The sequence below is a fragment of the Collinsella sp. CLA-JM-H32B genome (assembly GCF_040098065.1).
Lineage (GTDB): Bacteria > Actinomycetota > Coriobacteriia > Coriobacteriales > Coriobacteriaceae > Collinsella.
This window is the reverse complement of record NZ_JBBNNA010000001.1, coordinates 313,639-335,640: the sequence shown is the minus strand read 5'-3', so window position 1 is coordinate 335,640 and position 22,002 is coordinate 313,639. Positions and strand designations below refer to the sequence as shown.

The following is a 22,002-nucleotide window of genomic DNA, read 5'->3' as shown; positions in this document are numbered from 1 at the left end:
GGTTCTGGATACCCAAAGCCAGCCCATTTCGCATTAGATATCGTCAGTGGAGTCGAGTTCTGCCTCGAGCTTGGCACGGCGTCTTTTCGCCGTGAAAAACGTTGCGCACAGGCCAGCAAACGTGGCCGCGAAAATCGTCGCACCGCAGAACACGCCCGTAGCCAGGTTCGCCAACCAAAAGACGCTTTCGAGCGGTACGACCTGCGCCTCAGCGATACAGCGCATTGCGGCAATAACAAGCGCGAACGCGGTGCCGCTAAGACAGCTGAGAAGCAGGAAATATCCAACAGGAAGATGCTCGGTTTGCCCAAAACGATTGGTATCGACATAGCCCCTCCGCGTTTGCAGTCCTGCGCAAATCAACATCACGAGAACGAGCCACAAATACATGGCCGCCTCGAACGGCGTTGCAAAGCCATGCGGCATTTCACTGGCGTCGCTGTGAACCCACGCAACCTGTCGAGCTATAAACTGGTAGAAAAAGATCATCAACATGCCAAACGAAAGCAGCACGAAACCAATCTTGTAGATCTTCGCGTTCTCAGCCTCCAGGCGCTCATCCTTTGGGCCGGCATATTCACGCCACTTTTGCACGAGTTTTAAATCTTCAAATTTCATAGCGAACTCCTAAAGAGCGTCAGGGTCGACGTCGCTCTCGTCTTCCCAAAACAAGTCGTTCAACGTAACGCGTAGCGCTTTACAGATTGCCACGCACAAATTGAGCGTGGGGTTGTAGCCGCCCGCCTCGATCAGGCCGATGGTCTGGCGCGTAACGCCCACGGCCTCGGCCAAGTCAGCTTGCGAAAGGCCAACCGCCGCGCGCGCCGCCTTCATGCGTAGGTTCTTTTTGCCCGGCATGGAGTTCCTTTCGTGGTAATGGACAGATATCCGTTGCAACATGGCAGAAATATATTGCATCTATCAGAAGATGTCAACTATATCTGTCATTATGGAAACCATGTTCGTCATCGCCATGCGGACATTACAACTTCGGTTCACTATTCAAACTTACTCGGACAGAACCGACTCGGTTTTGTCCGAGTAAACGAATCTCCATCGAACTCCGAACGATTGTTCGATGGATTTCGTGTTGGTTGGAATCGCCTATGGGCTGGGCTATGCTACCTTGACTATCTATATGACTAAAACGCAGCAAAGGAGCATCGAGAGAGCGAGTATGGCAAAAAACACCGCAAACTATGGTAACGACAGTATCCGCCAGCTCAAGGACGAGGAGCGCGTACGTCTGCGCCCCGCCGTTATCTTTGGCTCGGACGGGCTCGACGGCTGCGCGCATGCCGCCTTCGAGATCCTGTCCAACGCCGTTGACGAGGCGCGCCAGGGCTACGGCAAGCTCATCACCCTTACCGCCTTTCGCGATGGCTCTATCCAGGTAGAGGACAACGGCCGTGGCTGCCCGCTCGACTGGAACCCTTCCGAGAAGCGCTTTAACTGGGAGCTCGTCTTTTGCGAGCTCTACGCCGGTGGCAAGTATAACAACAACCAGGGCGGCGACTACGACTTCTCGCTCGGCACCAACGGCCTTGGCTCCTGCGCGACCCAGTACGCCTCCGAATACATGGACGTCACGGTTTGGCGCGACGGCAACAAGTACTCCCTGCACTTTAAGAAGGGCAAGGTCGTCGGCGCCAAAAAGAAGGCACTCGAGATTGAGCCCAGCGACGAGGACCGCACCGGTACCACCATCAAGTGGCGCCCCGATCTTGAGGTCTTTACCTCGATTAGCATTCCCCACGATTGGTATCGCGAGACCATGCGCCGCCAGGCCGTGGTCAACGCCAACGTGACCTTCCGCCTGCGCATCGAGGGCGACGACGGCGAGTTTTCCGAAGAGGACTTTTGCTATCCCAAGGGCATCGAGGACTACGTGCTCGAGAAGGTCGGTACCGACTACCTCACCGAGCCCTTCTTTATCGAGGCCGACCGGCGCGGTCGCGATCGCGAAGACCTGCCCGACTACAACGTAAAAATCACCGCATGCATGTGCTTCTCTCGCACCTTCATGATGCAGGAGTACTACCACAACTCATCGTGGCTCGAGAACGGCGGCTCACCCGAGAAGGCGGCCCGTAGCGCCCTCACCAGCGCCATCGACGCCTACATTAAGCAACAAGGCAAGTACAACAAAAACGAGAGCGGCATCAAATGGCAGGACGTCCAGGACTGCCTGGTGCTGGTGACCAACTGCTTCTCCACCCAGACGTCCTACGAGAACCAGACCAAGAAGGCCATCAATAACCGCTTTATCCAGCAGGCCATGACGGCATTCTTTAAGGAGCGCCTCTCGACCTACCTGATCGAGAACAAAGACGCCGCCAACAAGATCATGGAGCAGGTGCTCATCAACAAGCGCTCGCGCGAGAACGCCGAGAAGACGCGCCAGAGCATCAAGACCAACCTGCAGCAGAAGACCGACATGGCCAACCGCGTGCAGAAGTTCATCGACTGCCGCTCCAAGGACAAGAGCCGTCGCGAGATCTACATCGTAGAGGGCGACTCGGCAGCAGGCGCCATTCGCACCTCGCGCGATGCCGAGTTCCAGGGCGTTATGCCCGTCCGCGGCAAGATCCTCAACTGCCTGAAAGAGGACTATCCGCGCATCTTTAAGTCCGACATCATCATGGACCTCATGCGCGTGCTGGGCTGCGGTGTGGAGATCAAGGACAAGCGGATCAAGAACCTCGGTGCCTTTGACCTGGACAACCTCAACTGGAACAAGGTCATCATCTGTACGGACGCCGATGTCGACGGTTATCACATCCGCACGCTCGTGCTCACCATGCTCTATCGCCTGGTGCCCACGCTTATCGACGAAGGCTACGTGTATATCGCCGAGTCGCCGCTCTACGAGATCAACTGCAAAGAAAAGACCTACTTTGCCTACACCGAGCTCGAGAAGAACGGGATCCTCAAGGAGATTGGCGACCAGAAGTGCTCCATCAACCGCTCCAAGGGTCTTGGTGAGAACGATCCGGACATGATGTGGCTCACCACCATGAACCCCGAGACGCGTCGTCTGATCAAGGTGGAGCCCGAGGACGTCACCAAGATGGAGACCATGTTCAACCTTTTGCTGGGCAATGACGAGGCAGGCCGCAAGCGCCATATCTCCGAGCACGGCAAGGAATACCTGGACCAGCTGGACTTGCAATAGCAGCAAATCGATAACGACGGCCCATAACAAGTTCAAGAGGAAATCGTGGCAAAGAAGAAGACGAAGAACCAGCCCAAGAAAAAGCAGGTCAACGCCGAGAACGTCATCGGCCTGCACTCCGAGGTCACCGACCAGCCGATCACGCAGACGCTCGAGGTCAACTACATGCCCTACGCTATGAGCGTCAATGTCTCGCGTGCGTTCCCCGAGATCGACGGCTTTAAGCCCTCGCACCGCAAGTTGCTCTACACCATGTACAAGATGGGCCTGCTCAAGGGCGAGCGCCAGAAGAGCGCCAACATCGTGGGCCAGACCATGAAGCTCAACCCGCACGGCGATGCCGCGATCTACGAGACGATGGTGCGCCTGGCGACGGGCAACGAAGCGCTGCTTGCGCCCTTCGTGGAGTCGAAGGGCAACTTTGGCAAGTACTATTCGGGCGACCTGAGCTACGCCGCCTCGCGTTACACCGAGGCCAAGCTCTCCCCCATCAGCGCCGAGATCTTCAAGGACATCGACAAGGACCCGGTCGACTTCGTCGACAGCTACGACGGCGCCATGAAGGAGCCGCGCCTGCTGCCCACCACGTTCCCCAATATCCTCGTCTCGGCCAACAAGGGCATCGGCGTCGCCATGGCGTCCGACATCTGCGGCTTCAACCTCAACGAGGTCTGCACCGCCACCATGCACTACCTGCAGGATCCCGACTGCGACCTGCTCGAGTACATGCCCATGCCCGACTTCTCGACCGGCGGCGAAATTATCTACCGCCGCGAGGAGATGGAAAAGATTATCGAGACCGGACTGGGTAGCTTCCAGATTCGCTCCCGCTGGCGTTGGATTCCCGAAGAGCGCATCATCGAGGTCTACGAGATTCCCTACACCACTAAGACCGATGTCATCATCGAGCGCATCGTCAAGCTCTCCAAGGAGGGCAAGGTCAAGGAGATCGCAGACATCCGCGACGAAACCGACCTCTCGGGTTTGCGCATCGCCATCGACCTTAAGCGCGGCGTCGACCCCGATAAGCTCATGGCCAAGCTCTATCGCTCGACCACGCTGCAGGATTCGTTCTCGTGCAACTTCAACGTGCTGGTCGATGGTTACCCTCGCGTTATGGGCGTGCGCCAGATCCTGCACGAGTGGGTCAAGTGGCGTATTGAGTCCACGCGTCGCCGCATTAACTTTGACCTGGGCAAAAAGTCCGAGCGCCTGCACCTGCTGCACGGCCTTGAGGCAATTCTGCTCGATATCGACAAGGCCATCGCCATCATCCGCGGTACCAAGCTCGAAGCCGAGGTCGTGCCCAACCTTATGCGCGGCTTCGACATCGACGAGACCCAAGCCGAGTTTGTTGCCGAGCTTAAACTCCGCAACATCAACGAGGAGTACATTCTCAACCGCACCAAGGACATTGCAAAGCTTGAGGGCGAGATTGCCGAGCTTGAGGAGATCCTTTCCAGCGAGGAGAACATCAAGAAGGTCATCAGCGACGAGCTGGCCGCGGTCAACAAGAAGTACGTGATGCCGCGCCGCACGGGCAGAATCGAGCCCCATGAAGTTATCGAAGTAAGCTTGGAGCCCGAGGTCGAGGAGTACCCGGTCACCATCATGCTCTCGCGCGATGGCTACCTTAAGAAGATGACGGACCGCGTGCTCAAGAAGGCGACCACGCTCAAGTACAAAGACGGCGATAAGCCCTTTATCGAGTTCCCGTCCTCCAACACGCACGAGCTGCTCGTGTTTACCAACAAGAGCCAGGTATACAAGTGCAAGGTCGCAGCGTTTGAGGACACCAAGTCGGCCCAGCTGGGCTCGTACCTGCCGACCGATCTTGAGATGGAACCCGACGAGAGCGTCATCTGGGTCATCGACCCCGAGAACTACAAGGCCGATGTGCTGTTTGTCTTTGAGAACGGTCGTGTGGTGCGCGTCGCACTTGCCGGATACGTTACCAAGACCAACCGCAAGCGCCTTAAGAACGCCATCTACGGCGGCAGCAAGCTGCTGTATGCCCAGGTGCTCAAGGAGGACCGCGACATCGCGCTGGTCTCGAGCGACTATCGCCTGATGAACTTCAACACGTCGCTGCTCAAGACCAAGACGACCACCAACACGCAGGGCGTCCAGGCCTTCACGGCAAAGAAGGGCCGCTCGGTCACCACGGTCGGCACGACCGAGGAGATTCTTGGCGCCGGCGTCTCGGCCGAAAAGTTCACCGCACAGAGCCTACCCTCCGCCGGTGCCCTCATGAAAGAAAACGACATGCCGAGTCTGTTTGACTAGCAGCCGACTGGCCGGTTCCGATAGCCTAGTTCCCTTGCAACGCAACAAGGCCCAAATGGTTCTAATGAACCTTTCGGGCCTTGTTCGTTATTAGAAATGCGCGCTAGGCAAGCTTGCGAGCGAGCTCTCGCACCCCTTCCAACTTGGGCGAGGAGGCCATGCTGTCGCGATCGGTCATACCGCTGATGGTGACAATGCCCTGGTCCTCCCACTTGCAGTACGCGCAGGTTGACTTGTACATAGCGATCGCCGCATCATAGACGCCCTCGCTGTGGCTATCGAGCAAAAGGGCCGTCTTGGTGAACGGGAAGCCCGTAGCACCGAAGGCGTACAGGCGGTCGATGGCGGCCTTCTCCTGCGCAGTGATATCGAACCAGTAGATAGGCGAGGCGAAGACGACCATATCGGCGCCTTTCAGAGACTCGATCACATCGGCCATGTCATCCTTCTGCACACAGGTGCCCTCATGGGCGAAGCAGTACTGGCATCCCAGGCAACCAGCGATCTTTTTGCCGGCAACACGGATGACCTCGACCGTATGGCCGACCTCGCGCGCGGTCTCGGCAAACGCCTCGACCATGGTGTCGGTATTGGCGCCCTTACGCGGGCTACCACTCAATACAACGATATTCATAGAAATCTCCCTCCTTCATGCCGCAGGCGCGCGGCATATTTTTTTGTTTTAACCAAAACGTATGGAGTTATTCAGTCGCCTCGTTTCAGCTACTCCCACTCTTTAGAAGAATCGTTGCTGGAGACTTGGCATTGAATCGAGGCACGCCTTATTTCAGATATTCCTCAAAGAATGCCTTCAGCTTTCCAAACGGAATGATGTCCATCTGATCGTAAAGGTCGGTGTGGCTGGCACCAGGGATAATGAGCAATTCCTTGTTGTCCCCCGTCAGCTTGCCGTACGCGGTTTCGCTGAAATAGCGGGAGTGCGCCTTCTCGCCATGCACCAGCAGTACCGCAGAGCGAATTTCGCTGCTGTATTGCAAAATCGGCATATTCAAAAACGACAGCGAGGACGTCACATTCCAGCCACCGTTGGAGTTCAGGCTGCGGGGATGATAGCCTCGCGGAGTTTTGTAGTAGGCGTAATAGTCCGCTACAAACTGCGGCGCATCCTCCGGTAGCGGATCGACCACGCCGCCCGCCAGCGCATAGCTGCCGTTTTTATAGTCCTCAGTGCGCTGCGCGTTCAGCGCTTTCCGCTTTCCAAAGCGCGCCTGCTCGGAATCCTCGGCGTCAAAATAGCCGTTTGCGGTCACGCGGGTCATATCGTACATGGTCATAGCCGCGGTAGCTTTGATACGGGTGTCGATGGCTGCTGCATTGACTGCCATGCCGCCCCAACCGCAGATACCGATGATGTCGATACGCTCCGGATCAACGCTTTCCTGTACCGAGAGGAAGTCCACCGCTGCGCAGAAGTCCTCGGTGTTGATGTCCGGTGATGCTACATAGCGGGGCGTGCCGCCGCTCTCGCCGGTATAGGACGGGTCAAAGGCAATTGCGAAAAGCCCAGCTCCGCCATTTTCTGCGCGTACAGACCGGAGGACTGCTCTTTCACCGCGCCAAACGGGCCGCTGACGGCGATGGCGGGCAGCTTGCCTTCCGCGTTCTTCGGCACGTACATGTCGGCAGCCAGCGTGATGCCGTATCGGTTGCGGAAGGTCGCCTTGCTGTGCTCAACCTTGTCGCTTTTGGGGAATACTTTGTCCCATTCCTGCGTCAGATTCAACTGTTCCATACCTAAGCCTCCTTGTCAGTCGCTTTAAGGTATTGCTCGTCATCCACGAGCTCCAACCACTCGTTGGAGGCCTCCTCGCCCGGAACCTCCACCGCGAGATGGGAGAACCAGCTGTCGGGCGCCGCACCGTGCCAGTGCTTTACGCCCGCGGGAATATTTACTACATCGCCGGGGCACAGCTCCTGTGCCGGTTTGCCCCATTCCTGGTAAAACCCTCGACCAGCCACGCAGACAAGGATCTGTCCGCCACCGCTTTTGGCGTGATGGGTGTGCCAGTTGTTGCGGCAGCCGGGCTCAAACGTAACGTTGTAAATGCCGACCTGCTCGGTGGAAAGGGGCGCGAGGTAGCTTTGCCCGATAAAGTACTTCGCAAATGCGTCGTTGGGGGCACCGATGGGAAAGGCCATCTCGTTTTGATGCTTGGTTCTTGCATCGGCGGCATTGTCATCCGCCCAGACCTCCTTCGCCATGCGGAAGGCCGCCCATGCCTTGGGCCAGCCCGCGTAAAACGCCGCGTGCGTAAGGATTTCCGCTATCTCAGCCCTGGTCACGCCATTGTTCTTTGCGGACATCAGATGGTATTGGAACGAAGAATCCGTCAGCCCCTGTGCCATCAGGGCCACCACCGTCACCACGCTTCGGTCTCGAAGTGAGAGCTCGTCCTCCCGGCTCCATACCTCGCCAAACAGCACGTCATCGTTGAGCTGAGCGAATTTAGGGGCAAAGTCCCCCAGGGCATCTCTGCCTGCCGTCTGTTTAATTGCCATGATCGATTTCCTCCTGTCGATGGTTTTGAGTACAAGCTGCTTTCGCGCAGCTAAGCCGCGCCTAGATTTCCATGCCCATTCGTTGCGCCTGCTCCAGAGCAGGATGCCCGGCGATTTCGCCCACGCCATTCACGCCGCCGGCAAATACCGTTCCGGCAAGCGTGCAACGGGGGAAGCAGTCGACCCATCCCTGCACCGCCTTCTTCGCGCCGTCGAAGGTCGAGTGCCCACCGTCCGCCGCCGTTGCCAACAGATACGCCTCGGTAAATGCGTAATCGGAACCGAAGAGTGGGTTGGCGCGGTCCAGCATGGTCTTGAGCTGGCCGCAGACGCTGTAGTAGTAGACGGGCGTTGCAAACACCAACACATCCGCATCGTGCATCTTGGCGGCGATTTCTATGGCATCGTCCTGGATGACGCAGTACCCCAGCTTTGAGCAGGCAAGGCAGCCCTTACAGAAGCCGAGCTGCTTTTCGCGCAGGTGCACGGTCTCCACGCTGTGGCCCGCTTCTTGCGCACCTTTGGCGAAGGCATCCGCCAACGTCTCGGAATTGCCATTCTTTCGAGGACTTGAAGAGACTATCAAAACCGTTTTGCTCATTACGGAATACCCCTTGAAATCGCGATTTATATTGACGAGAATGAAGGTAATACCTAAACCTGACTTTAAGTCAAGGGATGAACTCGAGATTTATCCGGAGGGACCATGTACACAATCGGACAGGTAGCGGAGATGTTCGGTCTGCCCGTTTCCACGCTGCGGTATTACGACAAGCAGGGGCTGTTCCCGGGATTGGAACGGACATCCGGCATTCGCCGATTCGGCGATACGGAACTCGAGGCGCTTCGGGTCATCGAATGCCTGAAGAAGGCTGGGATGGAGATCAAGGACATCCGGCTGTTCATGGAATGGTGTTCGGAGGGCCCATCGACATATCCCAAGCGCAAGGCCATGTTCGAGGAGCGGAAGACCCACATGGAGTCGGAGATCGCGAAGATGAACCGCGCGCTGGATATGCTGAGGTTCAAATGCTGGTACTACGAGCAGGCGATCCAAGATGGCAACGAAGATAGAGTGAAGACGCTGATTCCCGACAATTTGCCAGAAGAAATCAAAGATACCTACGATAACGCCCACGCTCAATAATGCCGCCCGATCTCAAGGGAATTCGGCGAGGAGTCCTCTTCGGGTAGTATTGCAAAAAGAAGGCCTCCGAACCAGAAGGTTCGGAGGCTATTTGATTTTCCGCCAGGAGGGCTTCCAAGTGCCGGGACGTTTCCCTCAGCTTTTTCTTATCCGGCAGAATCCCGCGATATCCCCGTATGACGCTCAGAACTCCTGCTCGCCGAGCAGCCACCTCGCGAGATCCAGCACGAGAACACCATCCCGGGTATAGGGTTCATGCATCGTGCGGGCGATGAGAACCTTCGGAAACGTATCCCTGACGGACAGCAGCGGCGCGAGCTCCCTCTCGGTTTCGAAACTCGAGATGTTTTTAAGTTTCGAAACTGAGGGGCGATGCACGTAGGCATATTATCGAGAATTCGAAATTCCGACCCCAATCACAGCATGCCGGCAGCGAGGTCAATGCGCATTCGCACGTGCTACAATCCAACCACCAGAGATGAAAACACAGTCCCCGTCGGGTAGTCGTGGGCGTGCGCTAGTCCGCATCAATAACCTGCCTCCTTGGTTGTCCCTTCTCTGCATGGTCATCTACATAAAGGAGGAACCAACCATGCAGATCAGCGTGTCGTCCACCCTGACCGTATATCACGACGGTCAATTCTGGGTCGGGCTGGCGAAGCACGTCGAGGGCGGAAGGTATGGCGCCGCCCGCATCGTCTTCGGCGCGGAGCCGTCCGATTAGGAGATCCTGCGATTCGTTACAAGCAAATGGGAGAAGCTCTCGTTCTTCGGCGACGAGGCCACGAAAACAAGCAAGCCCGCGAAGAACCCCAAGCGGCGCGCCCGCGAGGCGGCGAAAGCACTTAAGCGGCCCGCAGTGAGCACCAAGGCGCAGCAGGCGCTCGCGAATCAGCGGGAGACGATGAAGCGGGAATCAGCTCGAGCAAGAAGCCAGCGTCGCGCGGATGAGGCGGAGGCGCGCTTCAAGCAGCGAAAGCTGAAGCGTAAGCAGAAGCATCGTGGGCATTGATCGCCATTTGCAGCAAGACAAACCATATACAGCAGCGGCGCCAGTTCCACTTGAAGCCGACGCCGCGTAGACGCTGATGGTGACGGCTATGCACGGGCACGGGCGCGCCACTGCACTTCACAGCTTGTTTCTCAAGTATTTGGGACGCACACGCGGCGTTCAATAATGCGGAGCGACTCCGCATGGCTCGAGACTGAGCCGAGGTGCCCTACTTCTCGCCCTCCAGCAGCCCCACGATGCGGTCGATGTCGACGGCAAAGCGAGGCCTTCCCTCGCGCTCGTAGCGGTCGAGGCACGCCTGACACTCGGAGACAATGCGCTTGGTGTTGCAGTCGATGATGCGCTGGAGCGTCTCATAGTAGGCCGAGCCCTCGGTCCTAAAGCGGCGCTGGTAGGCCTTGGTTATATGGGGAACATCTTGATGTGGTGGATGCCGTGGCGGCAGCCGGGGCGCGTCGTGGGGCGGGGCGGCAGCGCGAAGTACTGGTCTTTGGGCACATTGGGGCGATGTTGGAGCGCAGCGGCACGGCGAAGTCCCTGCGCTTTCCGCGGAAACGCAGCCTCGCCACCACGATGCAGGGGCGATTGTGCTTGAGCATAAGTTCGCGGTCGCCCTCGACGATGTTGAAGAAGTCCTGGGAGATGGATACGATCTTCACCGGTTGAGCCCCTTCATACGAAGCGGGGCCCGCATCGCTGCAGGCCCCTACAGGTGGGCGATACTCTACGCCTTGCGGCACCCCGTCGCCCACGGAGGTTAAACGTACACGTAAGCCGTACTCTGAAAGCCGCGGCTTCCGGCGAGTAGTTTATACCACGAAAGGTCGATTTCAATGCGCATAGCTCGCAAAATAACACTCGCTGGGCCGTCACCCCTGGCAGTTACCCTCCAATCTTCATTGGAGTCAGCAGGTCAATTCATATAGTTATGGGGGTGTATCCTAAAGGGAATCAAATTTATACCCCCATAACTAAGGAATTTTCTATTCCCACTCAATGGCTAGAGCCCTGGTGTAATTGACTGGATCACCGTTCCGGGAACCGGTATCGACCTACCTGTCCGCCAAACTCCTTCTTCAGCTCCAGCCTAGTATCTGACTCGCGCTGTTATAAGCGAAAACCGAAGAGATGCATCTTTGCCAAGAAAATAAGGTTAGTCTTATTTTACTGCATGATTCGTGTGTTATGGTTAGATGGCTCTAACTTTTTGGGGGCGATAGCCATGCACGAACGCAAGGACTTCTGGGACAAGAATGCCGGTCGGTACGACCGCTTCATGCGAAACGACCGGGCGGCGTATGAGAAGATGTATGGGCTGATCCGGCCGGTGGTGAAAGCAAAAACCGTGCTGGAGGTTGCCACCGGCACGGGGCTTATCGCAAAGAGCATCGTGAATGCGGCGGCGCACATCGAGGCTACGGACGCTTCTGCAAAGATGATCCTTGAAGCAAAGCGGGACCATCAATCCGCAAAGCTGCACTTTTCCGTACAAGATATGTTCCGCCTGCCCTATGCACGGAAGTCCTTCGAAGTGGTGATCGTGTCCAACGCGCTTCACATAGTGCCGCATCCGGAAAAGGCCCTGCAAGAAATCAGGCGGGTGTTGAAGGACGACGGCGTGCTCATCGCGCCAACCTTCACCCACGCGGGGAACTCGGTTTCCGGCAAGGCAAAAGCCTTTTTCATGAGTATGGCGGGATTCCCCCTCCACAGCAGGTGGACAAGCGAGGAATATCTACGTTTCCTGCGTCAAAACGGCTGGGCGGTGCAGAAAAGCGCGGTGCTGAAGGCCTCGTTCCCGTTGACCTATGCGGAATGCACGAAATCGGAGGGGCCAGATGTCGTTCTTTGAAAACACCCGCAAGCCCGTGGGCCTCGGCGGAAACCTTATGGTTGCCATGATGAATCTGGGCCACAGCCCTATGGCGCGGTGGGGGCTTCGATTTTTACGACTTGCGCCAAATGCCGAGGTGCTGGATTGCGGCTGCGGCGGCGGGGCGAACATAAAACGGCTGCTGAAAAAATGCCCGCATGGCGTCGTCAAGGGCATCGACTATTCGCCCGTCAGCGTGGAAAAGGCCAGAAAGCTCAACCGAATTGCAATTCAGGAGGGGCGTTGCGCCGTTCTGCAAGGCAGTGTGGCGGATATGGTGTTTGAGGACGTCATGCGGGCATTTTTGCATCCATCCTGCACATGGCGATAGGCATGACGGTCATAGCGGCTGTGCTGGCGGCAATTATGACAGTTCTTATTCACTGAGGAAGAAACCTATGAAATGTAAAATTGAGAAAAACACCGTGCAGGAGACGCTGATCCTCCCGCTGTATTCCCGGAAGCTGTGTACGGAGCTGTACCCGAACCTTTACAGGGATGAAACAGCGGTTCGCCTGCTCGACCAGATCGACTACGACTTTTCAGAGGCAGAGAAAAGCTCCCGCAGCCTGATGCAGCGCTTTGGTGCGCTGGAGGTGGCCATGCGACAGGGTGATCTTGCTTTCGAGGTGCAGGATTACCTGAAAGGCCACCCCAATGCAGCGGTGGTCAATCTGGGCTGTGGGCTGGACAACACCGGCAGAACCTGCGACAACGGTAGATGCAAGATCTACAATCTGGACTTCCCGGATGTGATTGCCTTGCGGCAGCAGCTACTGCCCGCCGGGGATCGAGAACAAAATATCCCCTGCGACCTGAAAGACACCGCATGGTTTGGCAAAATCGATGCCTCCGGCGGGGCGGTGTTCTTTGCCTCCGGGGTGTTCTATTACTTTCTGACCCAGCAGGTCCGGGAACTGGTGCGGGGGATGGCGGACGCTTTCCCCGGTAGTGTGCTGGTCTTTGATGCTGCCAATCGGACGGCAGTAAAGATGATCGCAAAAACATGGCTTAAGACTGCAAAAATCAAGGATGTGGGGGCATATTTTGCGGTTTCGGATGCCGCCAAGGAAATCGGCACGTGGGACAGACGTCTGCAGGTCACAAGTCGCGGCTATATGCTGGGTTACAACGATTTGAGAGACCCTTCTGTCAGCGGCTTTTTCCGGTTTCTCGCAAGGGTCGGTGACAACGGGATGAAAATGCAAATCGTGAAAATAAGATTTTGAGAGACAAAAATGCAAAAGACGAGCGCTTCTTGCCGCCCAATTGGCAAGAAGCGCTCGTCTTTTCTTAACGCGTTGTATGGCGGAGAGAGCGCAAGTTACGCGAGCGCCCTTCTTGCCAGCTCGGCCGCGCCGAGGATTCCTTGGTCGCCACCGCAGCCCGGGGCGCAGATGTAGCTCTCTATGTCCTTAAGCTCGGCGGTCTGGATGTAGCCACCCAGATATTCGAGGGTCTTCTTGCGAACGATGCCGTAGAGCTGCTCCTGGTGCATCACGCCGCCGCCGAGGACGATGCGGCGAGGCGAGTACATGAGCACGAGGTTCGCGCACATCTGCCCCAGATAATCCCCCTCGAGCGCCCACACCTCAGCGTTGTCCGCGAGCTCGGCCGCGGGCTTTCCCCAGCGTGCGGCGATGGCGGGGCCGGAGGCGAGGCCCTCGAGACAGCTCGCGTGACTCGGGCAGACGCAGCGTCCCTCCTCGGTGGGACGAATCCTTACCAGCATGTGGCCGGCCTCGGGGTGCAGCATGCCGTGAAGGAGCCTGCCCGCGCACATGACGCCCGCGCCCACGCCGGTGCCGATGGTCACGTAGACGGCGTCCTCGAGCCCCTTGCAGCAGCCGAAGACCACTTCGCCGAGGCAGGCAACGTTCACGTCCGTGTCGTAGGCCACCGGAATCCCGAGGGCGTCGGCGAACGCGGCGCGAAGACCATAGCCTCGCCACGCGAGCTTGGGCGTCTGGAGGATGGAGCCGTAGCGCTCATCGTTGGGGTCGACGCAGGTCGGGCCGAAGGCGCCGATGCCCAACGCGTCCACATCGCGGGCGGTGAACCACTCGACCATTTGCGGGACGGTCTCGGCGGGCGTAAGCGTCGGGGTCTCCATACGGTCGAGGACCTCGCCGTCGCCGGACACCACGGCACAGACCATCTTGGTCCCGCCGGCCTCGAGGGCGCCGAGCCTCATTTGCTTTTCGCTCATGTGGTCCTCCTTACAAAGGGACGCCCGCAGTCATGGTCAACCGCGGGCGCCCATAACGTTGGCTTGTTTCGAGGCGACCCTACCTGGGCACGCGGTCCTGCCTTGCGGCAAACGGGGCGAGCACGGCGTGCGGCTCGCTTTGGTACCAGTAGGCGACGGTGGAGATGTCGTCCTCGCGCTCGTAGAGCTTGATGTCGTCGTTGCCGAGGTCCTGGAACGTCACGCGCAGGTCCTCCTTGAACGAGATCGGGTCGGGAAGGTGCCACCTGTAGAGGCCGTGCCTGGGCAGCGCGTCGTCGTTGGTCGCGAGCATCGGGTTCGGGTTCGGCTTGCCCGCGCTGAAGCGGTCGCGCGTGGCGTCGCGCGTCGAGCGGTACGGGTAGCCGGCGAACAGCGTGTTGAAGCACTGCGCCTCGGGCAGCGCGTGGGGCGGCCTGTCGAGGAAGGCCCAGGCACCGCCGAAGTAGTCCTCGGCTCCCGTCGAGGTGACCGTGGGGAACTCCTCGTCGCCGTCGAGGAAGAACTTCATCTCGCCCTCGCCCCACCAATAGCGCTCCAGGGCGCACAGGGCCATGTAGGTGCCGACGTAGTAGCCCTTACCGCGCACGCCGTCGAGCACGGTGTAGTCGACGCCCCTGCGGGTGCTGCGCTCGCGGTTAAAACGGGCGTGGAAGTACATGGCGTCGTCCGGCACGTCGGTGAGCGCGTAGTTGAACGTGTAGAAGATGTACTTAATGAACCCGGGGTGCTCGCTCGTAAGCGTGACCTTGGCGTGCTTCCTGAAAGGCATCTCGAAGTAGCAGTTCATGCCGCCCGTCGGGTTCACGCAGATGGGCATCGAGTTGACGATGGCGCGCTCACCGAAGCCGTTGCAGAAGAAGTCGCCGACAGGGCACTCGACCGAGGGGGTCTCCTCGTCGTCCCAGTAGAAGCGCAGTACGAGGTCGCGCATGACGAAGCTGCCGGCGGCGGTCTTGTCGGGGACGGTCATCCAGATGTGGCGGATGATGCCGGGGCCCTCGATGTCCGCGAGCGTGATGGTCTCGCCGGACTCAAGGGGCACGCAGCACGAGCCCTTGCGGCCGACGCCGAGGTGGCTGGCCGACATGGCGGCGCGGCCCTTCTCGCCCGTGATGTTCTCGGGGGTGATGGCGCGGCTTTCCTCACCACCGTGCATCCACACGTCCTTAAGGAACTCTCTCATCGTCGACCTCCTCTATTCGTCGTCTTCGCACTCGGCGGAACTGGCACCGTTCACGTAGACGATCTGCTGGCGCGCCTCGTCGACGAGGGCGTCGAAGTCGAGTTTCTCGTCGGGGCGCGCGAGCGCGACCGTCATGGCGAGCGGGAGGTTGACACCCGCGATCACGTGGATCCGGTCGGAGGCGAAGCGGGAGAAGCGCTGGTTCACGCTGCCGCCGAGCGCGTCGGTGAGGACGACGACCTCGTCAGTGCCCGAAAGCGCCGCCTCGACCGCCGCGTCGAGCCCCTCGCCGTTGTCGTTCACGTAGGCGCACACGGCGTTGATGGCGTCGCTCTTACCCGTAAGGAACTCGAGGGTGTCCTTGAAGCCCTGGGCGAGAAGGGAATGGCTCGCCACAACTATCTTTCTCATTGATTCACCAATCTCTTGGGTCGAAGCTAGGCGAGGATGCCGGCGGCGGAGGCGACCATCGCGAGGACGATCACCACGAGGATGAGGGCCGTCATGCTCGCGTTCTTCTTGGTAAGAAGGTAATACGCGCTTCCCGTGATGGCGGCGGGGATCATGGCAGGCAGGATCTTGTCGAGCAGCGGCTGAATCTCCATCGAGACGTCGCCGAAGCTGAAGCTAATCGGGCAGGTGACGCCGATGACCGAGGCGATGAGGCAGCCGACCACGGTGAGGCCGAGCACGGAGGCGGCGGCAGTGAGGTTGGGAAGCTTCTCGCTGAAGTCGGTGACGAGCTTCACGCCCTGCTTGTAGCCGAACTCGAGGGCGTGCATGCGGACCCAGAAGATGGCCAGGATGAGCGCGAACCAGATGCCGGCTCCCACGGGGTTGCCCTCGATGGCCATGTAGGCGGCGATGGAGCCCATGATGGTCGGGATCATGGTCATGAGCAGGGAGTCGCCGACGCCGGCGAGCGGTCCCATGGTGCCGATCTTCAGGTCTTGGACGGCGTCCGCCGCCGCTAGGCCGTCGCGTTCCTCCATGGCCACGCAGGCGCCAAGGATGATGGCGGCGAGCCAAGGCTGGGTATTGTAGTAGCGGAAGTGGTTGTTGAGCGCTTGCTTATAGTCCTCGTCGTTCGTGTAGATCTTCCTCAGGATCGGCGAGAGGGCGTAGGCGACCGAGGCGCCCTGCTGGGTCTGGTAGTTGAAGGTGCACACGCTCATGAGCCAGCGCCAGTTCGCGTTGCGCAGGTCCTTCTTGGTGACCTTATAGCCGGAGGGCTTGCCCTCGGCGGCGGTGATGTTCTCGTTTTCCATGGTTACTCATCCTCTCCGATGAAGGCGTCTGCGGAAGCGTGGGCGGTGAGCTCGGCGTCCTTCTCGGCACGCTGATAGAACGCGATCGCGAGGGCAACGCCGACGATGGCGGCACCGATGATGGGCACGTTCAGGAAGGCCGAGAGGAAGAAGCCGGCGAGCAGGTACTGGAAGTACTTAGCGGTGGGCATGTAGCGAAGCAGCATGGCGATGCCGACGGCCGGGAGCATCTTGCCGGCGAGGGTGAGGCCGGAGAGGAACCACTGGGGCATGACCTCGAGGAGCCAGTTGACGGCGGGCTGGCCGAGCGTCACGGAAACAAAGACGGGCAGGGCGGCGCACAGACCGAAGAGCGCGGGGCAGACCCACAGGATGGCGTTCATCTGCTTGAACTTGCCCTCGTTGCAGAGCTTCTGGGACTTCTCCACGACGAAGCCGTTGAGGATCTTGGCAATGACGTCGAGCTGGATGCCGAGCATGCCGACCGGCAGGCCGATGGCAAGGCCCGTGTCCGAGCCCAGGGTCACGCCGTAGGCGGTGGCGATGATGGCCATCGTGCCGTAGTCGGGGATCGAAGAGCCGCCGAAGCCCGCGACGCCGAGCTGCATGAGCTGGATGGTGCCACCGATGACGAGGCCGGTCTGCCAGTCGCCCATGACGACGCCGGTGATAAGGCCCCAGAAGACGGCATAGTTGACGAAGATCATCGGGATGCCGTAGTAGTCCACGTGCTTTATGAAGGCAAGTAGGGTCAAAAGGACGACCTGCAGGATAGTGAAGTTGACCATGATCCCTCCTTAGATGAGGTCGGCGACGGAGACGGGCTTGTCGGCGGGCACGAACTGTGCCGTCACCTTGACGCCGCGGGCGATGAGCGCCTTGTAGCTCTGGACGTTCTCGGCGGAGGCATAGGCGCGCTGGGTGAGCTGGACGCCGTCCTCCTTGACAAGAGAGCCGCCGACGATCAGCGACGGGAACTCGACGCCCGACTCGGCCAGGTGAAGCATCGTCTCGGGCTCCTTCGCGATGACGAAGACCTTCTCGCGGTCGTACTTGCCCGCCGCGAAGTTCTTGAGCGCGGTCTCCTCGGAGATGATCGAGACGGCCATGCCCGCGGGGCGCGCCATCCTCATAGTGGACTTCAGGACCTCGTCGCCGGCGACCTTGTCGTCGATGACCATGACTCGGGTCGCGCCCGACACCGGGGCCCACTGCGTCACGATGATGCCGTGAAGCAGGCGATTGTCGATTCGTGCCATAACAACACTCATGTTTGCTCCTATCAAATGAAGTTTTACGTTCGGTACTGCCTTGGCGCTATCCGGATTCGCGCCGGGCAAGGGGTTATCGGATTATTGAAGACGCACGGTCAGCTCGTGACGGCGCGGGGGGTCACTCGTCGAACAGGAGGCTCGAGGAGCCGAGACGCTCCTCTCGCGCCGGGGCGGCGCTCACGCTGATGTAGTCGAAGACGTAGGCGATCTCGCTTACAGGAACCTCCACGCGATAGCGCGTCGAGATGCTCGAGAAACTCTGCCTGAAGGACTCGATGAAGTCGGTGTGCTCTTCCTCGAAGCGATCCTGGCCGACGTAGGTCTCGATGGGGTTGCGGGTGACGAGGCGCTCAACGAGGCAACAGAGGTGAACGTACAGCCCGATGATGGCGTTGCTGCCGATCTTCTCGCCCGTTCTGCGCTGAAGCTCGTGCACGGCGCTCTCGATCTCGTGGAATAGCCGCTCCGGGTCGAGGATGGTGATGGAGCGGATAACGTTCTGCAGCGTCATGTTCGAAAGCAGCTTCTCGTGGAAAGAAGAGAGCTCGGAAGCGTCAAGCCACCTGCCGAACACGGCATCGACCTTCGAGGCGGACGCCGTCGACATAATGTCTTCGAGGGCGACGAAGGGAACGGAGGCAATCCCGGGGTCTCCCGTGCCGATGACGGCGCAGACGCGGTGCTCGGAGAAAACGGCGTCGTTCGACCCGTTCGTGACGAGCTGCTTGAAGGGCCTCGTGAGCAGGCGTGCGCCTATGGTGCGCGGGAGGCTCTGCGAGACGAGCTGGCGTATCCTCTCCGCGGCGTCGACCCCGGACTCGGAGCAGAAGACGATGGCGTCCTCACGGTTGACGCGCTCGATCACCTTGCAGTGCGTCACGCACACGGCGGTCGCATCGCCAAGAACCTCGGCGATGGACTTGCCGCCGAGCAGCCCGGACCCGATCTCGAGCGCGAGCCCGGTGGAGACGTTGTTCACCACCCCGATGGTGGAGTCGGTAACGTTCTCGAGGGCCTTATAGGCCTCCTCCAAGGAGCCCATGTCGACGAGGAACACGACCCCGGTGCAGTAGGAATGGCGGTCGACGAGGCGCTGGAGCGGACCGACGATGTCCTTCAGCTGCTGGTCGTAGGGCATGTCGACCGCCTCGTACACATGCATGCCGAGCATACGGTTCGCCGCGTCGGCGATGCTCGTCGCCGTTGAGTAGCCGTGGGACAAGATGACGCAGAGCGTTCGAAGGGCCTTCGCGTCGCGAGACTCCGATGCGACGCACAGCGTCAGAAGCGTCTTCGTGAAGTGATCGAGCGAGATTCCCAGCGCCCCTTCCACGTCTGCGGCGACCTGATCGGAAACGCTCGAGGCAAACGGTAATTCGGAGGTCACGGCACCGAGGAGATGGGAGATTTGCTCCGCACAGGCAGACTTTCGCTTAGCCAGGCCGATGCCCGGCCACAACTGCAGGCAAATCTCCTGGGCCAGCAGAAAAGCGACCTTCCTCGAAAGCTCGATGCCATAAGAAGAGCCTGCGTCGGCAAGGACCGCGCCCACGATGCGCTCGAAGGCGCGCGACCTCGAGGAGGTAACGCCGCGGCCGAAGATCAAGTGATCCTCAACGCCGCGCACAGCGGAGACAGCTTGCGAGACGAGCTCGGAGACAGAGAGCTCCCCGGCGCAGAATCGCTCATCGAGAGAGCACAGGGCATCGAGCGCCTGCTCGACCGGCCCTGTGCTCTCGGCGGCATCCAGGGACGCGTCGATCAGAACGCCATCGTCGGGCTGTTGATCGATCTGCGCGGAGGAGAGGAGCCCGCTGGGAAGAAGATACGGGCGAACGACGACGTAGTCGCCCTCGCGATTGAGGAACGCTTTGGCGCAGCAGTTCGTCACGCAAGCGCGCAAGCCGGCGATGTTATCGGAAAAGTCCGCGTTCACGAGGCAACGGTATGCGCCGCGGCTAATCTTCACATCAGAACCGATTCGGCACCCCTCGCTGCGCAGGAAGCTCAAGATGAGATCCTCGCGCTCCTCGGGGGTCCGCTCCTTGAGTGAGGGGACGCGGGCACAGATGGGCATTTTGCTGTAGGCCGAGGAAACCTTCAGGTCATCGGCGGAAAGCGTCGTCGAAAGAACGAGGCGAGCGCGCGGCGCATCCTGGGAGGCATCGAGCCCGAGGGCCGTCGCAAGGCAGTGCTCCATCGCAGAGGGAGAGAGTGCCTCGATGCCGTTGACAAAAACCACACCCCCGCGCGATTTCGCGATCGACTCGTCAAGAAGCCCGTTGAACGAGGCGGCGTCCGGGACCCCGGCGCAGTCGATGCGCACATAGGAGGAGTCGCGGGACAGCAAGCCCTGGTTCTTGCCGTACTCGTACACAAGACGAGAAAGGAAAGACTTGCCGACACCCACGCCGCCGCTCAAGAGGATGGGCAGGCCAAACGGAGGGTACTGAACCGCAGCCTTGCACTGCTCGACAACGGAGCTGAGGCACAGGTCAAAGCCCACGGCACGCGCGAAGTCACGGTGATCGGCGATTCCCGTCGCCTGGATGAGGTCGGCGAGCGAGGCGTACTCGCTTGCAGAGAGCTTTACCTGAAAACGCTTCTGGAACGCGCGGCGATGAAAATAACGGACAGGCCTGCCCGCCACCTTAACCACAAGGCCGGCGCGGACAAAGTCGTTGAGGTACTGGCTCGCCAGGCTCCTGGAGATGATGAGCGTCTCGGCGATGTCGGAGGCGGACAGACGGGCAAGGTCGTCGAGCGAGACGGCAGAGGTGAGGGCCTCGAGATGCTCGAGAATCCTGTCCCTCGTGTCGACGGGCTTCTTTGCCAAGCTGTCCTGTGCGGTCTTGTCCATGACTTCTTACCTCCTCGTACAAGGAGTATAAGGGGAGAACAGAGGACGGAAGGGGGCGCGTGGAGGAATCAACAGCCCCGAGGAAAAGTCCACCACTTGAGGGGCAGAAAACAACGGCCATTGAACATTCAGGGCCGACGCTCAACACTTCGGCTCGACACTTCGCTTTGGAAAGGGCCCTGCGCGCCGGGGTCCCAACATAAAGAAGGGCCCCGGCGCGCAGGGCCTAAAGCTTAACCATGCGCGCGGCGATGCGGGCGCAGTCGCAGGCGGCCTTCTTCTCGAAGGTGTTGTAGTCGACGACCTGGCCCTCGGCGCAGGGCTTGTCGCTGATGGCGCGCACGACGACGAGGGGCACGCCGTTGAGATAGGCGGCCTGCGCGATGGTGCAGCCCTCCATCTCGCAGCACAGGTCGCCGAAGGTCGCGAGTATGCGCTCCTTCTGTTCCGTGGGCGAGACGGCTCGGTGCGCAAGGTCCTCTCAAAAGGGATCGTCCGACGCCGCAGGACCTCGATGGCCGACTACCGCCTCGAGCAAGTGGCGGATTACCTCTGCACCATCGAACTTGCCTTGGTCAAATACGAAGCCAAGGAGAACGGTGAGACGTACAACAAGTTCTTCGGAGGTATAGGCTCTTTCAAGAGGAACTGGCTCAAGCAAGCCCGCGGCAAGCGGATATAGGTGGTTCCGTAGTCTCATAGGGAACGGCCATCTCTCCTCCGGCGAGGAACTCCCGACGACGTGCTTCGAGCAGCGGAAGCTGAAGCGCAAGCAGAAGCAGCGCGGGCAATGATCGGTGCCGACATGGGCCCAGACGCGAGCAGTGCTACGTCCCCTGTTCGCGGGGCGCGAAACCGCAAAGGTTGCACAGAGGTTGCAAAATAAGAAGCCTCCGACCTGTTTTCGCAGGTCAGAGGCTTGAAATCAACGAATATCGTTTATTCCCACTCGCAAAATGAAACTTAATTCTAAACGCTTTTGTTTGGGGGATTTGATACCATTTGATTTTTCCTGATACCTATTATCCTTATCCTATGGGCTTGCCAAACTTTTGCTATCATTTGGCTATCAAGGAAATGGCTATCAACGGTAAAATTAGATTGGTTTCTCTGGTGGTTTACAACTACATTTTACCACGAAAGACAGGGAAATGCAATAACCTTCCTCGCTGTG

21 protein-coding genes and 2 pseudogenes are annotated in these 22,002 nt (G+C 59.3%); 8 read left to right on the top strand and 15 right to left on the bottom strand.

The window, feature by feature from the left end:
* Nucleotides 1-33: 33 nt before the first annotated feature.
* On the bottom strand, nt 34-618 hold the full coding sequence (locus AAA138_RS01380) for a hypothetical protein (RefSeq protein WP_349089271.1): 585 nt from the start codon (nt 616-618) through the stop codon (nt 34-36).
* A 9-nt stretch (nt 619-627) separates the two neighbouring features.
* Nucleotides 628-858 carry a helix-turn-helix transcriptional regulator gene (locus AAA138_RS01375; RefSeq protein WP_055286736.1) on the bottom strand — a complete coding sequence of 77 codons (231 nt, stop codon included), beginning with the start codon at nt 856-858 and terminating at the stop codon, nt 628-630.
* Between the two features lie 319 nt (nt 859-1,177).
* Here AAA138_RS01375 and AAA138_RS01370 point away from each other — a divergent pair, with 319 nt between their 5' ends.
* Nucleotides 1,178-3,175, top strand: a complete 1,998-nt coding sequence (locus AAA138_RS01370) for a toprim domain-containing protein (protein WP_117820832.1) — start codon at nt 1,178-1,180, stop codon at nt 3,173-3,175.
* Nucleotides 3,176-3,220: 45 nt separating this feature from the next.
* Nucleotides 3,221-5,461, top strand: coding sequence for a DNA gyrase subunit A (locus tag AAA138_RS01365; RefSeq protein ID WP_349089270.1), 2,241 nt, complete (start codon nt 3,221-3,223; stop codon nt 5,459-5,461).
* Nucleotides 5,462-5,564: 103 nt separating this feature from the next.
* Here the strand turns inward: AAA138_RS01365 and AAA138_RS01360 are convergent, their stop codons facing one another.
* From AAA138_RS01360 to AAA138_RS01340, 5 genes are all read right to left on the bottom strand, one after another.
* Complete coding sequence (locus tag AAA138_RS01360; RefSeq protein ID WP_349089269.1) at nt 5,565-6,095, bottom strand: flavodoxin family protein; 531 nt, start codon at nt 6,093-6,095, stop codon at nt 5,565-5,567.
* A 148-nt stretch (nt 6,096-6,243) separates the two neighbouring features.
* Entirely contained in the window at nt 6,244-6,882 is a 639-nt protein-coding gene (locus AAA138_RS01355; protein WP_349089268.1) for an alpha/beta hydrolase, read from the bottom strand.
* Between the two features lie 38 nt (nt 6,883-6,920).
* Nucleotides 6,921-7,214: an alpha/beta hydrolase gene (locus AAA138_RS01350; protein WP_349089267.1), complete on the bottom strand. Its 294-nt coding sequence runs from the start codon at nt 7,212-7,214 to the stop codon at nt 6,921-6,923.
* 2 nt (nt 7,215-7,216) lie between these two features.
* Nucleotides 7,217-7,981 (bottom strand): carboxymuconolactone decarboxylase family protein, encoded by a 765-nt coding sequence (locus tag AAA138_RS01345; RefSeq protein WP_349089266.1) that lies wholly within the window; start codon nt 7,979-7,981, stop codon nt 7,217-7,219.
* A 61-nt stretch (nt 7,982-8,042) separates the two neighbouring features.
* Complete coding sequence (locus AAA138_RS01340; protein ID WP_349089265.1) at nt 8,043-8,582, bottom strand: flavodoxin family protein; 540 nt, start codon at nt 8,580-8,582, stop codon at nt 8,043-8,045.
* A gap of 105 nt (nt 8,583-8,687) precedes the next feature.
* On the opposite strand from AAA138_RS01340, the gene AAA138_RS01335 reads away from it, so the two are divergent.
* From AAA138_RS01335 to AAA138_RS01315, 5 genes and pseudogenes are all read left to right on the top strand, one after another.
* Nucleotides 8,688-9,128 carry a MerR family transcriptional regulator gene (locus tag AAA138_RS01335; protein WP_349089264.1) on the top strand — a complete coding sequence of 147 codons (441 nt, stop codon included), beginning with the start codon at nt 8,688-8,690 and terminating at the stop codon, nt 9,126-9,128.
* Nucleotides 9,129-9,606: 478 nt separating this feature from the next.
* Nucleotides 9,607-10,140: pseudogene (locus AAA138_RS01330) on the top strand (YjdF family protein).
* Between the two features lie 1,222 nt (nt 10,141-11,362).
* Complete coding sequence (locus AAA138_RS01325) at nt 11,363-11,992, top strand: class I SAM-dependent methyltransferase (protein ID WP_349089263.1); 630 nt, start codon at nt 11,363-11,365, stop codon at nt 11,990-11,992.
* Entirely contained in the window at nt 11,979-12,344 is a 366-nt protein-coding gene (locus AAA138_RS01320; RefSeq protein WP_349089262.1) for a class I SAM-dependent methyltransferase, read from the top strand. Before AAA138_RS01325 ends, AAA138_RS01320 begins: the two co-directional genes overlap by 14 nt.
* A gap of 67 nt (nt 12,345-12,411) precedes the next feature.
* Complete coding sequence (locus tag AAA138_RS01315; protein WP_349089261.1) at nt 12,412-13,242, top strand: class I SAM-dependent methyltransferase; 831 nt, start codon at nt 12,412-12,414, stop codon at nt 13,240-13,242.
* 95 nt (nt 13,243-13,337) lie between these two features.
* On the opposite strand, the gene AAA138_RS01310 is transcribed toward AAA138_RS01315, so the two are convergent.
* From AAA138_RS01310 to AAA138_RS01275, 8 genes and pseudogenes are all read right to left on the bottom strand, one after another.
* Nucleotides 13,338-14,222, bottom strand: a complete 885-nt coding sequence (locus tag AAA138_RS01310) for an ROK family protein (protein ID WP_349089260.1) — start codon at nt 14,220-14,222, stop codon at nt 13,338-13,340.
* 79 nt (nt 14,223-14,301) lie between these two features.
* A complete protein-coding gene (locus tag AAA138_RS01305; RefSeq protein ID WP_172676343.1) occupies nt 14,302-15,426 on the bottom strand; it encodes a glycoside hydrolase family 172 protein in 1,125 nt (374 codons plus the stop codon).
* Nucleotides 15,427-15,438: 12 nt separating this feature from the next.
* The gene (locus AAA138_RS01300) at nt 15,439-15,837 is read right to left on the bottom strand and encodes a hypothetical protein (RefSeq protein WP_316366619.1); all 399 of its coding nucleotides are present in this window, start codon (nt 15,835-15,837) and stop codon (nt 15,439-15,441) included.
* Between the two features lie 26 nt (nt 15,838-15,863).
* On the bottom strand, nt 15,864-16,694 hold the full coding sequence (locus AAA138_RS01295) for a PTS system mannose/fructose/sorbose family transporter subunit IID (protein ID WP_260698762.1): 831 nt from the start codon (nt 16,692-16,694) through the stop codon (nt 15,864-15,866).
* A 2-nt stretch (nt 16,695-16,696) separates the two neighbouring features.
* Nucleotides 16,697-17,482, bottom strand: a complete 786-nt coding sequence (locus AAA138_RS01290; protein WP_349089259.1) for a PTS sugar transporter subunit IIC — start codon at nt 17,480-17,482, stop codon at nt 16,697-16,699.
* A 9-nt stretch (nt 17,483-17,491) separates the two neighbouring features.
* Entirely contained in the window at nt 17,492-17,965 is a 474-nt protein-coding gene (locus tag AAA138_RS01285; protein ID WP_349089258.1) for a PTS sugar transporter subunit IIB, read from the bottom strand.
* Nucleotides 17,966-18,086: 121 nt separating this feature from the next.
* A complete protein-coding gene (locus AAA138_RS01280) occupies nt 18,087-20,828 on the bottom strand; it encodes a PRD domain-containing protein (RefSeq protein ID WP_349089257.1) in 2,742 nt (913 codons plus the stop codon).
* Between the two features lie 226 nt (nt 20,829-21,054).
* Nucleotides 21,055-21,276: pseudogene (locus AAA138_RS01275) on the bottom strand (5'-methylthioadenosine/adenosylhomocysteine nucleosidase); the annotation flags it as partial.
* Nucleotides 21,277-21,342: 66 nt separating this feature from the next.
* Between AAA138_RS01275 and AAA138_RS01270 the strand changes: the two are divergent.
* Entirely contained in the window at nt 21,343-21,510 is a 168-nt protein-coding gene (locus AAA138_RS01270; RefSeq protein WP_349089256.1) for a hypothetical protein, read from the top strand.
* Nucleotides 21,511-22,002: the final 492 nt, after the last annotated feature.